General features: G+C 71.4%; 11 protein-coding genes and 5 pseudogenes. 8 read left to right on the top strand and 8 right to left on the bottom strand.

Going from position 1 to position 13,336, the window contains the following annotated elements; translation table 11 throughout:
• Window positions 1-51: 51 nt before the first annotated feature.
• Both DEJ15_RS07830 and DEJ15_RS07825 read right to left on the bottom strand, forming a co-directional pair.
• Window positions 52-895 (bottom strand): annotated as a pseudogene (locus DEJ15_RS07830) (aldo/keto reductase).
• Window positions 895-1,268 (bottom strand): annotated as a pseudogene (locus DEJ15_RS07825) (FKBP-type peptidyl-prolyl cis-trans isomerase). The pseudogenes DEJ15_RS07830 and DEJ15_RS07825 overlap by 1 nt, the downstream one beginning before the upstream one ends.
• A 194-nt stretch (window positions 1,269-1,462) precedes the next feature.
• On the opposite strand from DEJ15_RS07825, the gene DEJ15_RS07820 reads away from it, so the two are divergent.
• On the top strand, window positions 1,463-2,659 hold the full coding sequence (locus DEJ15_RS07820; protein WP_349814855.1) for an MFS transporter: 1,197 nt from the start codon (window positions 1,463-1,465) through the stop codon (window positions 2,657-2,659).
• Between the two features lie 84 nt (window positions 2,660-2,743).
• On the opposite strand, the pseudogene DEJ15_RS07815 reads toward DEJ15_RS07820, so the two are convergent.
• The 3 genes and pseudogenes from DEJ15_RS07815 to DEJ15_RS07805 all read right to left on the bottom strand — a co-directional run bounded on the left by DEJ15_RS07815 (window position 2,744) and on the right by DEJ15_RS07805 (window position 5,895).
• Window positions 2,744-4,226 (bottom strand): annotated as a pseudogene (locus DEJ15_RS07815) (aspartate ammonia-lyase).
• A gap of 75 nt (window positions 4,227-4,301) precedes the next feature.
• The gene (locus DEJ15_RS07810; RefSeq protein WP_110823857.1) at window positions 4,302-4,598 is read right to left on the bottom strand and encodes a hypothetical protein; all 297 of its coding nucleotides are present in this window, start codon (window positions 4,596-4,598) and stop codon (window positions 4,302-4,304) included.
• Window positions 4,599-4,638: 40 nt separating this feature from the next.
• A complete protein-coding gene (locus DEJ15_RS07805) occupies window positions 4,639-5,895 on the bottom strand; it encodes an inorganic phosphate transporter (protein ID WP_110823856.1) in 1,257 nt (418 codons plus the stop codon).
• 107 nt (window positions 5,896-6,002) lie between these two features.
• On the opposite strand from DEJ15_RS07805, the pseudogene DEJ15_RS07800 reads away from it, so the two are divergent.
• The 5 genes and pseudogenes from DEJ15_RS07800 to DEJ15_RS07780 form a co-directional block, all read left to right on the top strand.
• A pseudogene (locus tag DEJ15_RS07800) lies at window positions 6,003-6,350 on the top strand (cation:proton antiporter domain-containing protein); the annotation flags it as partial.
• 85 nt (window positions 6,351-6,435) lie between these two features.
• On the top strand, window positions 6,436-7,701 hold the full coding sequence (locus tag DEJ15_RS07795; RefSeq protein ID WP_284176097.1) for a cation:proton antiporter: 1,266 nt from the start codon (window positions 6,436-6,438) through the stop codon (window positions 7,699-7,701).
• A gap of 82 nt (window positions 7,702-7,783) precedes the next feature.
• On the top strand, window positions 7,784-8,953 hold the full coding sequence (locus tag DEJ15_RS07790; RefSeq protein WP_284176095.1) for an ABC transporter permease: 1,170 nt from the start codon (window positions 7,784-7,786) through the stop codon (window positions 8,951-8,953).
• Window positions 8,907-9,113 (top strand): hypothetical protein, encoded by a 207-nt coding sequence (locus DEJ15_RS07785; RefSeq protein WP_284176094.1) that lies wholly within the window; start codon window positions 8,907-8,909, stop codon window positions 9,111-9,113. The genes DEJ15_RS07790 and DEJ15_RS07785 overlap by 47 nt, the downstream gene beginning before the upstream one ends.
• Window positions 9,114-9,143: 30 nt before the next feature.
• The gene (locus DEJ15_RS07780; protein ID WP_146232769.1) at window positions 9,144-9,428 is read left to right on the top strand and encodes a hypothetical protein; all 285 of its coding nucleotides are present in this window, start codon (window positions 9,144-9,146) and stop codon (window positions 9,426-9,428) included.
• Between the two features lie 51 nt (window positions 9,429-9,479).
• On the opposite strand, the gene DEJ15_RS07775 is transcribed toward DEJ15_RS07780, so the two are convergent.
• Complete coding sequence (locus DEJ15_RS07775; RefSeq protein ID WP_284176093.1) at window positions 9,480-10,040, bottom strand: 8-oxo-dGTP diphosphatase; 561 nt, start codon at window positions 10,038-10,040, stop codon at window positions 9,480-9,482.
• Between the two features lie 24 nt (window positions 10,041-10,064).
• On the opposite strand from DEJ15_RS07775, the gene DEJ15_RS07770 reads away from it, so the two are divergent.
• Both DEJ15_RS07770 and DEJ15_RS07765 read left to right on the top strand, forming a co-directional pair.
• Window positions 10,065-10,415, top strand: coding sequence for a tryptophan synthase subunit alpha (locus DEJ15_RS07770; RefSeq protein WP_110823852.1), 351 nt, complete (start codon window positions 10,065-10,067; stop codon window positions 10,413-10,415).
• 20 nt (window positions 10,416-10,435) lie between these two features.
• Window positions 10,436-11,326, top strand: a complete 891-nt coding sequence (locus tag DEJ15_RS07765) for an aminodeoxychorismate lyase (protein WP_110824020.1) — start codon at window positions 10,436-10,438, stop codon at window positions 11,324-11,326.
• Window positions 11,327-11,390: 64 nt separating this feature from the next.
• Here the strand turns inward: DEJ15_RS07765 and DEJ15_RS07760 are convergent.
• Together DEJ15_RS07760 and DEJ15_RS07755 are read right to left on the bottom strand one after the other, a co-directional pair.
• A pseudogene (locus tag DEJ15_RS07760) lies at window positions 11,391-12,594 on the bottom strand (amidohydrolase).
• 547 nt (window positions 12,595-13,141) lie between these two features.
• Window positions 13,142-13,288: a hypothetical protein gene (locus DEJ15_RS07755; protein ID WP_284176090.1), complete on the bottom strand. Its 147-nt coding sequence runs from the start codon at window positions 13,286-13,288 to the stop codon at window positions 13,142-13,144.
• Between the last annotated feature and the right edge of the window lie 48 nt (window positions 13,289-13,336).

Here is a 13,336-nt window from a genome sequence, read left to right as displayed (position 1 = left end):
GTACCGATGATATCCCCCCTGCCCCGGTCGGGTCCGAACGCGAGCGCCCGCCTACATCTCCTCGTGCGTGTCCGGGTCGCCGTCCCAGAGCCGCCCGCGCTCGAGGGCGGAGATGGCCTGGACCTCGTCGTCGGTCAGCGAGAAGCCGAACACGTCGAGGTTCTCGCGCTGGCGGTCCGGGTCGCCCGACTTCGGGACCGGCACGGCGCCGAGCTGGACGTGCCAGCGGAGCACGACCTGGCCGGCCGAGACACCGTGCGCTGCGGCCGCGGCGGTCACGGGTCCCTCGGTGAGGAGCTCGGACTGCTTCGCCAGCGGGCTCCAACTCTCGGTGACGATGCCGAGACGCTGGTGCACGGCGCGGAGGTCGGCCTGCGGGAAGTACGGGTGCAGCTCGACCTGGTTCACCGCCGGGGCGACCCCGGTGGCGTCGAGGATGCGGTCGAGGTGCTCGGGGGTGAAGTTCGAGACACCGATCGAGCGGACCTTGCCGCTGTCCCGGAGGTCGACGAACGCCTTCCAGGTCTCGACGAACTTCCCGACGGACGGGTTCGGCCAGTGGATGAGGTACAGGTCGAGGTGGTCGAGCCCCAGGTTCGCCAGGGTCTCGTCCACCGAGCGGTGTGCCTCGTCGTAGCCGTGGTGGCGTCCCGGGAGCTTCGACGTCACGACGAACTCGTCGCGCGGCACGTCGGACTCGCGGACCGCACGGCCCACCGCGTCCTCGTTGCCGTAGTTCAGCGCGGTGTCGAGCAGGCGGTACCCGCTCGTGATCGCCGCACCGACCGCCGCGACCCCCCTCGTCTCCGTCGAGCGAGTACGTGCCGAGGCCGAGCGCCGGGATGCGGTGTCCGTCGTTCAGTTCGAGGGTCGGGACCTCCGGGACGCCCGCCATCAGCGGACGCCGAGCAGGTCGATGACGAAGATGAGCGTCTTGCCGGAGAGGAAGTGTCCGCCGCCGGCCGGGCCGTAGGCGAGCTCCGGCGGGACGACGAGCTTGCGGCGACCGCCGACCTTCATGCCGGGGATGCCCTCCTGCCAGCCGCGGACGAGCGCCGCGAGCGGGAAGTCGATCGGCTCGCCACGGCCCCAGGAGCTGTCGAACTCCTCGCCGGACTCGTACTCGACGCCGGCGTAGTGGACCTTGACGGTCGAGCTCGCCTCGGCGACGTCGCCGTCGCCCACGACGATGTCGGTGACCACGAGGTCGGTGGGGGGCGGGGCCCTCGGGGGGCGTCGAACTCGGGCTTGCTGTTCAGGTCAGTCATGCCCGACAGTCAACCAGAGGACGTGCACGTGCCCCGCAGGAGCCCTCCAGGCCACAGAATGGTTCCACTGTGACACCAGACGCCCCCCGCGAAGCCCCACCGCTCCCTGCTCGCCGACCTCACCCCGCTCCGCCGCTCCCCCCGCGTTCGCGCGGCTCTGGATCGGCAGCTCGATCGCCGGCATCGGCACCATGATGACGAGCGTCACGGTCGGGCTCGAGGTGTACGAGATCACGCGCTCGACGTTCATGGTGTCGCTCGTCGGCGTCATCTCGCTCGTGCCGATGATCCTCGCCGGGCTGTACGGCGGCATGCTCGCGGACGCCTTCGACCGCCGCACGGTGGCCCTGGTCTCCGCCGTCATGGCCTGGGTGTCGACCGCGATGATCGCCGCGCACGCCTGGCTCGGGCTCGACAGCGTCGTGCTGCTCTACGTGCTCGTGACCGTCAACGCCGTCGCGGGCACCGTGATCGGCGCGTCCCGGGCGGCGATCGTCCCGCGGCTGGTGGGCAACGACCTGCTCCCCGCGGCGAGCGCCCTCAACAGCATCAGCGCCGGGTTCTCCGTGACGGTCGGGCCGGCGGTCGGCGGTGTGCTCGTCGCCGCGTTCGGCTTCGCCCCGACCTACACGGTGGACGTCGTGCTCTTCAGCGCCGCGTTCCTCGGCGTGGTGACGCTGCCACGGATGGCTCCCGAGCACGACGCCCTCCGTCCGGGCCTGTCGTCGCTCGTCGAGGGTGCGCGGTTCCTCCGCCGCTCCCGGAACATCACGATGACCTTCGTGCTCGACATCATCGCCATGACGTTCGGGCAGCCTCGGGTGCTGTTCCCCGCGATCGGTGCCCTGGTCGTCGGCGGCGGGTCGATCACGGTCGGCGCCCTCTCAGCCGCCTACGCGGTCGGTGCGCTGCTGTCCGGTGTCTTCTCCGGCCCGCTCGGGCACGTCCGCCGACAGGGCGAGGCGGTCGGCTGGGCGATCACGGTCTACGGCGGCGCGATCGCCGCGTTCGGCGTCGTCGTCGCGGCCGCGCACCTCCTCGGCGGACGGGCGTCGGAGACGTTCTCGACGGGGATCCTGCCGGCACTGGCGCTCTGCGCGCTGGCCCTCGCGGTGGCCGGCGGCGCGGACAACGTGAGCAGCGTGTTCCGCGGGACGATCCTCCAGGCCGCCGCGCCCGACGGCATGCGCGGCCGACTGCAGGGCATCTTCATCGTCGTGGTCACCGGTGGGCCGCGCGTGGGTGACCTGTACGCCGGTCTGGTCGTCGCCGCGGGCTTCGCCTGGCCGCCGCTCATCGGCGGCGTCCTCATCATCGCGCTCGTCGCGCTGCTGCTCCGGCTCGTCCCGTCGTTCCGCCGGTACGACGCGCTGCACCCGAACGCGAACTGACGCGCCGGGGCGCGCCCGTCGCACGCACGGTGCGGACGGGAGGCTGCGCGCCGGACCCGGGGCGTGCCTCCCGTCCGGCAGCGGTCAGGACCGGCGACGGGCCTCGGCGTCCCGGGCGGCCTCGTCGAGCATCTCCTCGGTCACGACCGGGATGGCACCGGTCGCCAGCTCGATGCCGGACAACCGGGCGGGGCTGAGCACCCGGTGCACCTGGTCCGCGTCCATGAGACCCGCGGCGATCACCAGGGTCGAGATCGGGGTCGACGTCGTCAGGGCGGTGTGCGCGATGGACGCCGCCGCTGCGTAGCCGATGTACGGCGTCAGCGCGGTGACGACGCCGACGTTCGTGTCCACCTGGGCGGCGAGCCGTAGCTCGTTCGCCCGGATGCCGGTCACGCAGTGCTCGCGGAGCGTCGCGCACCCGCGGGTCATCCACTGCAGGGACTGCAGGATCGAGTGCGCGATGATCGGCTCGAACGCGTTGAGCTGGAGCTGACCACCCTCGGCCGCCATCGTCACCGTGGTGTCCGCGCCGGCGACCGCGAAGGCGATCTGGTTGACGACCTCCGGGATGACCGGGTTCACCTTGCCGGGCATGATCGACGAACCGGCCTGCCGCGGCGGCAGCGTGATCTCCCCGAGGCCCGCCTGCGGGCCGGACGCCAGGAGCCGCAGGTCGTTGCAGATCTTCGACAGCTTCATCGCGCTGCGCTTGACCGTGCCGGACAGGGTCATGAACGCGCCGGCGTCACTCGTCGCCTCGATGAGGTCCGGGGCCGTGACGACGTCGATGCCGCTCGCCTCCTGCAGCTGCCGCCGCACCTCGTCGCGGTACAGCGGGTCGGCGGTGATGCCCGTCCCGATCGCGGTCGCGCCGAGGTTCATCTCGCCGAGGAGCGGCACCACCCGGCGGAGCTGGACGACGTCCTCGGCGATGGTGTGGGCGAAGCCGGTGAACTCCTGGCCGAGCGTCATCGGGACCGCGTCCTGCAATTGCGTGCGGCCGACCTTGAGGACGTCGGCGAACGCCTCCCCCCGCTCCGCGAACGCTGCCGACAGCTGCTCGAGCTGGTCGGCGAGCCGGCGCACACCGGTGATCATCGCGATCTTGATGCTCGTCGGGTACGTGTCGTTCGTCGACTGGCTGCGGTTCACGTGGTCGATCGGGTGCAGGTGCGCGTAGTCGCCGCGCTCCCGGCCGAGCAGCTCGAGGGCCCGGTTCGCCAGGACCTCGTTCGTGTTCATGTTCGTGCTCGTCCCGGCGCCGCCCTGGACCACGTCTACGACGAACTGGTCCCGCAGTGCCCCGTCGCGGACCTCCTGCGCGGCACGGTCGATCGCGTCGGCCCGCTCGGCGTCGAGGACACCGATCGCCTTGTTCGCCCGGGCAGCCGCCTGCTTCACGGTCACGAGGGCCGCGACGAGGTCCGGGTAGACCGCGATCGGCACCGAGGCGATCGGGAAGTTCTCCATCGCCCGGAGGGTGTTGATCCCCCCAGTAGGAGTCGACCGGCACCTCCCTCGAGCCCAGGGAATCGGTCTCGGTGCGGGTGGCAGCGCTCGTCACGTCGTGGTCCTCTCCGTCGCGGTCACCTCCCGAGGCTAGCCCGCGACCGTCCAGCCGGTGCGGCCGGCCAGGAGGTCAGTGGAAGGCAGGGACGATGAGGTAGACGCCGTACAGCACCGCGGCACCGCAGGCGGCGAAGCAGACCACGGCGAGCGCCCGGAACGCACGGATCGCGGTGGAGGCCGCGGTCGGGTCGGGGAAGCCGGCGGTGGCCGGGCCGACGGTGCCGTCGTCCTTCACCGTGTACTTGCCCGCGCGGGCGTCGGCGGCGCTCCAGAGGCGGAGGCCCACGGAGTAGACGGTGACGACGAAGCACGCCGACACGACGGCCACCAGTGCGACGAGCAGGAACGCCGCCCAGTCGATACCCATCAGCAGGTCCCTCCGCAGCGTCCGTCCATGGCGATACCCATCAGCGACGGCCTCCCTTGCGTCCGGCCATGCGGCGGAGGGTCCGCTCGCGGCTCAGTTCGGCGCGACGCGCGGCGACGGCCTCGGCACGCTTGGCGCGCTGCAGGTCGCGCCGCTCCTTGCGGGTCAGCACGGCGTTCGCGGCGACGTCGACCTCGATGGCCGCGGCGTGCTCGTGCGGCTTGCGCAGCGACCACAGGTACAGGCCGAGGATCACGGCACCACCGATGACCGCGTCGAGCACGAGACCGATGACGCCGAAGTGGGCGATGCCCGAGGCGATCGCCCCGACCGCCGCGGCGGCGGGCAGCGTGATGAACCACGCGATGACGATCTTGCCGGCCGTCGACCACTGGATCTTCGAACCGCGGCGGCCGAGGCCCGCGCCGATGATCGAGCCCGACGACACCTGCGTCGTCGACAGTGCGAAGCCGAGGTGGCTCGACGCGAGGATCGTGGCGGCGGTGGACGCCTCGGCTGCGAAGCCCTGCGTCGCGCGGATCTCGGTGATGCCCGAGCCGAGCGTCCGGATGATGCGCCACCCGCCCGTGTAGGTGCCGAGGGCGATCGCCAGGGCACAGGCCACGACGACCCAGAACTGCACGCCCTGGTCACTCGACTGCGCGCCCGAGGCGATGAGCGTCAGCGTGATGACACCCATCGTCTTCTGCGCGTCGTTCGTGCCGTGGGCGAGCGACACCATCGAGCTCGTGAACACCTGTCCGATGCGGAAGCCCCCGCGCTCGTTCGGGAACACCGGACGACGGGTCACGCGGTAGGCGATGCGCGTGGCGAGGAGCGACACGAGCGCGGCGATCACCGGCGACAGGAAGGCCGGGATGATCACGACCGTCAGCAGTGCCGCGTAGTTCACCGAGTCGAAGCCGGCGCCGACGATCGCGGCGCCGATGAGCCCGCCGAAGAGCGCGTGCGAGGACGACGAGGGCAAGCCGCGCAACCACGTGATCATGTTCCACACGACCGCGCCGATCAGGCCCGCGAAGATCATCTCGGGGCTGATGGCGACGCCACCGGGGCCCTCGTTGATGAGCCCGTGCGAGATCGACGTCGCCACGGCGGTGCTGAGGAACGCACCGACGAGGTTGAGCACCGCGGCGACCGTCACGGCCACCTTCGGCTTCATGGCACCGGTGGCGATCGGTGTCGCCATCGCGTTGGCGGTGTCATGGAATCCGTTTGTGAAGTCGAAGAAGAGGGCCAACGCGATGACCAGGACGACTATGAGTGTGATGTCCACCGCGGGCAAGTGTCGCAGCCCGGCGGCTCCGGAGCAAACCCTGTCGTCCACCGGCCGTTCACCGGGGCTGCGGAACCGTTCAGCCTGCGAACCATCCGGATGGGAGGATGGGCCTCATGGGCACCGCGGAACTCCTCATCCTGTTGATCGGTTCGCTCGCGGTGACCGGCTTCGCCCGTGCCAAGGGGCTGCCCGCCCCGCTGCTCGTCACGGCCGTCGCGCTCGCCGTCTCGTTCCTGCCCGGCCTGCCGGAGATCGAGATCGACTCCGAGGTGATCCTCACGGTGATCCTGCCGCCGCTGCTGTACTCGGCGGCACTCGACGTGTCGTGGCAGAGCTTCCGGCAGTCGATCAAGCAGATCCGGCGACTCGGCATCGTCCTCGTCATCGTCACGGCGCTCGCGGTGGGACTCGCCGCGTACCTGATCATCCCCGACATGGACTGGCCGGCGGCGATCCTGCTCGGCGCCGTGGTCGCTCCGCCGGACGCCGTGTCCGCCGCCGCGATCGGCCGGAAGCTCGGACTCCCCCCGCCGTGTGATGACGGTGCTGTCCGGCGAGAGCCTCATCAACGACGCGGCGTCGCTGACCCTGGTCCGGGTGTTCACGCTCATCGCCGCGGGCACGTCGCTCACCATCTGGCAGGACCTCGGCATCTTCGGCCTGGCGATCGGCGTCGGCTTCGCGGTCGGCATCGTCCTCGGCGTCGCGGTGCACTGGATCCGGATGCGCATCAACGACCCCGTGGTCGAGACGATCATGAGCATCCTGTTGCCCTTCGTCGCGTACGTCCTCGCCGAGCACCTGTCCGGCTCCGGCGTCATCGCGGTCGTCACCGCCGGCCTGTACATCGGGTACAACTCGCCGAAGGAGGGGTACGCGACGCGACTGCAGGAGCGCCCGCTCTGGACGAGCATCGACGTCATCCTCGAGGGGTTCGTGTTCGCCCTGATCGGGCTGCAGCTGAAGACGGTCGTGCAGGACCTGCTCGAGAGCAACCGCAGCCTGGCCCAGACCCTCACCGCGGCGGCCGTCGTGCTCGTCGTCGTGGTCCTCGTCCGTCCGCTCTTCGTCTTCGAGTCCTACGCGCGCAACCGGATCAACGGCAGGTGGCTGAGACCGCTGCGCGTCCGGTTGTCCCGCGGGCACCGTTCCCTGCGGTGGTTGCGCGGCACGGCGGAGCCGAAGCTGAACTGGCGGGAGCTCACGGTCATCTCGTGGACCGGCATGCGGGGCGTCGTCACGCTCGCAGCAGCCGTCGCCGTCGTCTCCGACCCCGTCCAGGTCAAGGCGCAGGACACCATCTTCATCATCGCGTTCGTCGTGACGGTCGGCACACTCCTGCTGCAGGGGCTGACGTTGCCGTTCGTGATCCGCGCGTTGCAGGTGCAGGACCCCGGGGAGAGCGAGGAGGACGTCCGCAGCGAGATGCGCCTCAACCAGCGCACGACCGAAGCGGCGATCGCCCTGCTCGAGCGCCGACGTCCGGCCTGGGCGGAGCAGTACGGACACCAGGCCGTCGACAGCGTCGTGAACCGCCTGAAGGCCCGGCTCGAGCGGCAGGCCGAGACCCTCCGCCGCGATGCCGAGGAAGAAGAGGACGAGGAGCGCAACGCCCCGATGCGCCTCCGTGGCGCACAGATCCAGGACATCCGACGCGAGCTGCTCGACCGTCGCCGCGAGATCGTCCTCGAGGAGCGCGAGAAGGGCAACCTCGACGAGGAGGTCATGCGCCGCGTACTCGTGACGCTCGATGCCGAGGAGCTCGCGATGGACTCCGCGCAGGCCTCCCGCAGCCGCTCCTGATCCCGTCGCCCACCCCGGAGGCACCCCTGCTGCCGCGGCGTATCGTGGAGCGCCAGACGACAGGACAGGAGCGCAGCGCCGAGTGAGCACGCCGCGGAACGACCGACCGAGGAAGAACGACCTGCCGGAACGGGCAGGTGGTGCGCGGACGGCCGCCGGTCCACCCGCCGCCGCCCGCTCCAGCGCGCCGCCGAAGCAGCAGATCGGGCGCTACCGGCGCTGGTACTCGACCCTGCACCCGTCCCTCCAGCTCATCGGGCTGCAGCTCTGGATGCCGCTGTTCTTCATCGTCGGCTTCTGCCTCTGCTACGTCTTCGCCTTCCACGCGCCGCATCCGCACGACGTCCCGGTGGCGCTCGTCGGCAGTGACCCGTCGTTCGTCGCGGCCGTGCAGAAGGCCCTGCCGGGTGAGTTCGTCTTCCACACCTACGACTCGCTCGCGGCCGCGAAGCGGGACGTCCTCGCCGGGTCGATGGCGGTCGCGTACGACCCCTCGACCAACACCTTCTTCAAGGCCAGCGCGCACCAGTTCCAGGTCGCGAACCTCGTCCCGGCGACGCTGACGGCCGTGTCGACCGGCATCGGGGTCGCGACGCCGCAGGTCACCGAGCTCGCCGCGCTGCCGGCGCGGGACGAGTACGGCACCGTCCCGATGTACGTCATGCTCGCGTGGTGCATCGGCGGCTACATGGTCGCGATGTTCATCGGCATCATGGGCGGTCCCCTGCGGCACCGCACCCGCATGACCGTGATCGTCGTCGGCGGTCTCGTCATCTCCGTCATCACGAACACCCTCGCGGGTCCGGTCGTCGGTGCGATCTCCGGGCACTTCGTGCCGCTCGTGCTCATCGCCTGGGGGTGGATCGTGGCCATCGGACTCGCGGTCAACGGGCTGAGCTACTTCGTCGGTCGCTTCATCGCCGCCCCCCGCGATGATCTGCTTCGTGTTCCTGTCGATGCCGTCCTCCGGCGGGGCCTACCCGAAGTGGTTCATGCCGGAGCCGTTCGCGTGGCTGAACCACGTCGTGGTCGGCTCGAGCATGGTCGACATGATCAAGCACGAGGTCTACGGCGTCGGCCCCGGTCCGGCCCGCGGGCTGATCACCATGGCCTGCTACGCGGCCGCCGGGCTCGTGCTCATGTACTTCGGCAAGCAGTGGTGGGAGCGCCGTCGCATCCGGGCGATCCTCACCGGCCGCACCACGATGTTCCAGGACGCGAACACCGCGAACCGCGAGTTCCTCGGTCGTGAACGCGACGCCGAGCTCGAGCGGCACGGCCTGACCTCGACCGCGACCGGCACGCTGCAGGTGGTGCGCGACGACCGGTGGGAGGACGACCGCGCCGGCGGCGACGTGTTCACCGGTGGCCGCGACGGGCTCGAGAACGATCCGCTGGACCGCGGTCGGTAGCGCTCCCGGCGTCGGTATCCTGGGGTGACCATGTCCCGCATCGCCTGGCACCGCCTCCTCGTCACGATCGTCGTCGTCTTCCTCGTGCTCGCGGCGATGTCGTACGTCACGAGCATCGTCCTCGCGCCGAGCGGCGGCCGCAGCGTCGCCGGGCTCTGGGACGGCTGGGCGATGTTCTCGCTCGTGGCCGCGATCGCCTTCGGGGTCGTGGACTTCTTCGTGCGTCCGCTCGGCGGACAGAGCGGGGACGCGGACGTGATGGCCGCGGCCGAGGAGGCCCGGACCGGCAGCACGCGGACACAGCGGTCGCGCTGACCGTCGGTCGACGTCGGGCCCGCAGGCCTCACCGTCCGGCGTCCCCGGCGCTCAGGCCGGTTCCCCGATGCCCGTCCCGGTGAACCCGGCGACCGTCGCGTCGTCCTCGGCGAACACGACCCGCGCCTCGACCCGACCGCCCGCGAGCACACCGGGCAGCCAGTAGCGCGCGTCGTCCCACATCGCGTCGTAGGGGACGGCGTCGACCGGCACCCACCTCGGCTCCAACTCGTCGCCGCCCGACGGCTCCCCCTGCCAGCGGCGGCAGACGAAGACGTCCGAGACCTGGGACCAGGACGGGCGGAACGGGAACCGGTAGTCCAACGTGCCACGGGCCTCCAGGTCGGCAGCGTCGACGCGGAGACCGACCTCCTCGGCGACCTCGCGGACGGCGGTCTCGACCGCCGTCTCGTCGCCCTCGCGCTTGCCGCCCGGACCGACCACGCGGCCCGTGCCGAGCCCGCGTCGCTTCTCGCCGAGCAGGACCTCCGGCCCGTCCGCACCGTCCCGCAGCAGGTACACGACGACCACGGCCGGGTGCTGGGACTTGCTCTCGTCGCGCTCGGTCATGTGGTCCAGTGTGGCCGATCCGATGACGTACGCTCGTTGCATGGCAGGCGTGCTCTGGGGGGCGTCATGGCTGAGTCCCGGAGGGCGGGGCGCAGCCTCGAGGTGCTGCGCGCCGAAGCCGCCGAGGAGATCTCGGTCATCGTCGAACACCGCTGCCGGCAGGGCGACGACCCGTGGGACTTCATGCACACGCTGCCGACCGTGGACGAGCAGGTCGTGCTCATCCTCCGCGCCGAGGCCATGGACGTCGACGTCCGGATCGGCCGCCGGAGCTCCCAGTGGTCGGCGCACCCGGCCTCCGGTCACGGCACCGAACACGGCGAGGAGTACCACCGTCTCCGGCGCATCGCGCTCCAGCACCCCGAGCTGACGCAGGCGGTCTGGAAACTCATGGACGCGCTGCCCGGCGGTCGCTGACCTGGGGTTGGATGGGTGGCATGACCGACACCGTCCTCGCCGTCCTGAACCAGCCCTCGCGGTCCGCAGCCCCGCACGACCCGGAGTCGGACGCCTTCACGTGGGAGAAGCCGCTCGAGGAGCACGTCCAGGTGATGGACCTCGGGCTCACCCGCGGGGACGGCGTCTTCGAGACGATCACGGTCATCGACGGCCGACCGCAGGCGCTCGAGGCGCACCTTGCCCGCTTCGTCCGCTCCGCCGCCAAGCTCGACCTGCCGGAACCGGACGTCGACGCGTGGCGGCGGGCGATCGAGGCCGTCTGCGCCCGGCTCGACCCGGTGCGCGAGGCGTACGCGAAGACCGTGCTCACCCGGGGCGTCGAGGGCCTCGGGCGTCCGACCGGGTGGGTGTACGCGGCGCAGTCGGCCGACCAGACGCGTGACCGCACCGAGGGCATCGGCGTCGTCACGCTCGACCGCGGCTACCGGCACGACGTCGAGCGGACCTCCCCGTGGCTGCTGCAGGGCGCGAAGACGCTCTCGTACGCGGTGAACATGGCGGCACTCCGGGAAGCCGTCCGCCGCGGAGCCGACGACGCGCTGTTCGTCTCGACGGACGGGTACGTGCTCGAGGGCACCCGCGCGAACCTCATCATGTCCGTGGGCGGCCGCTTCGTGACGCCCCGCACCGACATCGGCATCCTCGACGGCACCACGCAGGCCGACGTCTTCCGCTTCGCCGAGCAGGAGGGCATCGAGACCGCCTACGAGCTCGTCACGCTCGACGACCTGCGGGCCGCCGACGCGCTGTGGCTGGTCTCCAGCATCCGGCAGGCGGCACCGATCCACACCGTCAACGGGGTGCGGATCGAGATGGACCTCGGCATGACGGAGCGCATCAACGACTTCCTGCTGGCGCGCGAGGACTGACGCGTCGGACGGGAGGCACGGGGCGGGGGTGCGCCGCGCCCCGTGCCTCCCGTCCGACACGGTGTCACCAGCGCGGTGTCGTGACGCCCTGACCGTCGACGTAGGCGAAGACCTGGCGGCCCTCGATCCAGACGCGCTGCGCGCGGCTGGTCGCGTCGAGCGGGTCGCCGTCCCAGAGGACGAGGTCGGCGTCGTACCCCGCGGCGATGCGGCCGACACGGTCGCCGAAACCGAGGATGTCCGCGGGGGGCGGAGGTGATCGCCTCGAGCGCGGTCTGCCGGGGCAGCCCGTCGCGGACGGCCATCGTGGCCTGGGTCACGAGCATGTTGATCGGGACGACCGGGGCGTCCGTCGTGATCGCGACCCGGACCCCGGCCGCCGCGATCGTGGCGAGGTTCGGGATGCCGCGGTCACGGAGCTCCACCTTCGACCGGCTCGTGAACAGCGGGCCGTAGACCACCGGGATGCCCTTCTCAGCGAGCAGGTCGGCGATCTTGTGGGCCTCGGTGCCGTGGTTCACGACCAGGCGGTAGCCGAACTCCTCGGCGAGGCGGATCGCCGTCGCGATGTCGTCGTGACGGTGGGTGTGCTGGTCCCAGGCGAGCTCCCCGTCGAGCACGCGCGCGAGGGTCTCCTTCGTGAGGTCACGCTCGAACGGCTCGTCCTTGCGCGCAGCGGCGTCGCGGGCAGCGCGGTAGTGGTCGGCGGCCAGGAAGGCCTCGCGGATGACCTTCGCGACGCCGAGGCGGGTCGACGGCGTCTGGCCCTTCTCGCCGTAGACCCGCTTCGGGTTCTCGCCGAGGGCGCTCTTCACGCTGACGCTGTCCGAGATGAGCTGTTCGTCGATGGTGCGGCCGCCCCAGGTCTTGATCGCGACCGTCTGCCCTCCGATCGGGTTGCCGGAGCCGGGCTTGACGACGATGCTCGTGATGCCGCCGGACAGGGCGTCGCGGAAGCCCTCGTCCTCGATGTCGACCGCGTCGATCGCCTGGACCGCCGCCATGTTCGGGCCGGTCATCTCGTTCGTGTCGTTCCCGGCGGGCCCGTTCGCCTCCTCGTGGATGCCCACGTGCCCGTGCGCCTCGACGAAGCCCGGCAGGAGCCAGGCACCGGCGGCGTCGACGACCGGCAGCCCGTCCGGCGGGGTGACGTCCGGTCCGACGGCGGTGATCCGGCCGTCCTGCACGACGACCGCCCCGCCGTCGAACTCGTCACCCTCGACGGGGACGACGTGGGCACCGGTGATCACGAACGTGTTGTCAGTCATTCCACAACGGTACCGATCGGTGCCCGTACCGGGACGGGCCGGGCCGACCGTGCCGGCCCGGCTCGTGCATACGACATCCGGGTTCTTCCCTGATCGGGCCGCACCGCCACTACCGTCGGCCGGTGCGAGGAACGGGAGGCGGCATGACGGGCACCACGGACACGGCCGACAGGACAGTCACGATCGGCGCGGACTGGGCGCTCCGTCCCGGGGCGTCGGGTGCACCACGCGCGGCGACCGGGAGCGGGCGTGCCGCGGGGGCTTGGCCACGCCACGGCTCGACCACGCGTCCGTGGCGGAGCAACCGGCGGCTGCCGCGCGCCGACCGGATGACACACTCGGTGCGGTGTGCGTTGCCGCCCGCGATCGCGGAGCAGACGTACGTGGCGCCGCCCGACCTCGCCGCTCTGCTGACACGCGCGACCGACCGCCTGGTGGACCTCGACCGCCGGCTCGGTGACCGCACGGCCGCGTTCGACCTGCTGCTCGCCCGGACCGAGGCGGTCTCGTCGTCGCGGATCGAGGAGGAGCACGCCACGCTCGACGACTACGCCCGGGCGCTCGTCGGCATCCGCGCGAACGGCAGTGCCACGGCGATGGTCGGGGCGACCGCCGCCCTGCGCGGGATGATCACGGCCGCCGGTCGGGGCAGCATCACCGAGCGGTCCGTGCTCGACGCCCACGCGGTGCTCATGCGGGACGACCCGGTGGACGGCCCCGCCGCCGGGCAGTGGCGTCGGGT

The organism is Curtobacterium sp. MCJR17_043 (assembly GCF_003224315.2).
Classification (GTDB): Bacteria; Actinomycetota; Actinomycetes; order Actinomycetales; family Microbacteriaceae; genus Curtobacterium.
Note: the sequence above shows the minus strand (reverse complement) of the source record. Positions and strands in the feature narration are given on the sequence as shown.

Coding starts and splice junctions, on each gene's coding strand:
- DEJ15_RS07820 (WP_349814855.1), top strand. CDS start 1,463: ATGACGAGCGTCACGGTCGGGCTCGAGGTGTACGAGATCACGCGCTCG.
- DEJ15_RS07810 (WP_110823857.1), bottom strand. CDS start 4,598: ATGGGTATCGACTGGGCGGCGTTCCTGCTCGTCGCACTGGTGGCCGTC.
- DEJ15_RS07795 (WP_284176097.1), top strand. CDS start 6,436: ATGACGGTGCTGTCCGGCGAGAGCCTCATCAACGACGCGGCGTCGCTG.
- DEJ15_RS07785 (WP_284176094.1), top strand. CDS start 8,907: ATGTTCCAGGACGCGAACACCGCGAACCGCGAGTTCCTCGGTCGTGAA.
- DEJ15_RS07780 (WP_146232769.1), top strand. CDS start 9,144: ATGTCCCGCATCGCCTGGCACCGCCTCCTCGTCACGATCGTCGTCGTC.
- DEJ15_RS07775 (WP_284176093.1), bottom strand. CDS start 10,040: ATGCAACGAGCGTACGTCATCGGATCGGCCACACTGGACCACATGACC.
- DEJ15_RS07770 (WP_110823852.1), top strand. CDS start 10,065: ATGGCTGAGTCCCGGAGGGCGGGGCGCAGCCTCGAGGTGCTGCGCGCC.
- DEJ15_RS07765 (WP_110824020.1), top strand. CDS start 10,436: ATGACCGACACCGTCCTCGCCGTCCTGAACCAGCCCTCGCGGTCCGCA.
- DEJ15_RS07755 (WP_284176090.1), bottom strand. CDS start 13,288: ATGAGCACCGCGTGGGCGTCGAGCACGGACCGCTCGGTGATGCTGCCC.